General features: G+C 40.4%; 1 pseudogene. It reads right to left on the minus strand.

Annotation, left to right across the window (positions count from 1 at the left end):
* Positions 1–198: pseudogene (locus ACTHS4_RS11760) on the minus strand (S-formylglutathione hydrolase); the annotation flags it as partial.
* Positions 199–324 lie beyond the last annotated feature (126 nt).

A 324-nucleotide genomic window follows, 5' to 3' on the forward strand; every position in this document is an offset into this window, starting at 1 on the left:
AACCAATTCAGAACCATCACTATTTAAGCCGGAAATAAAATATAAAACAGGCGCGGGATAGCCTTTTAAGAATTGTGGCGGCAGATAAACATCAAATACCATATCCGTCCGGCAGGTTTGAGAAAAGTGGCGGTACCGTTCCTTATGCCCGTTAAACATCTTTCTGCATTCCAGCAAATGCAATTCTGAATTTTTCATTTTATTCCTTGTAGGGAAGTAACAATAAGCAGAATGTTAGCGCAAAACCTGCCCATCTTGTTGTTACCCCATCCTTTTAAGTCAACCCAATCTGCTTTAAACAAGGCTTGCCAATCATGCGAAATC

Source organism: Neisseria sp. P0014.S009 (genome assembly GCF_051958155.1).
Taxonomy (GTDB): domain Bacteria; phylum Pseudomonadota; class Gammaproteobacteria; order Burkholderiales; family Neisseriaceae; genus Neisseria; species Neisseria flavescens_C.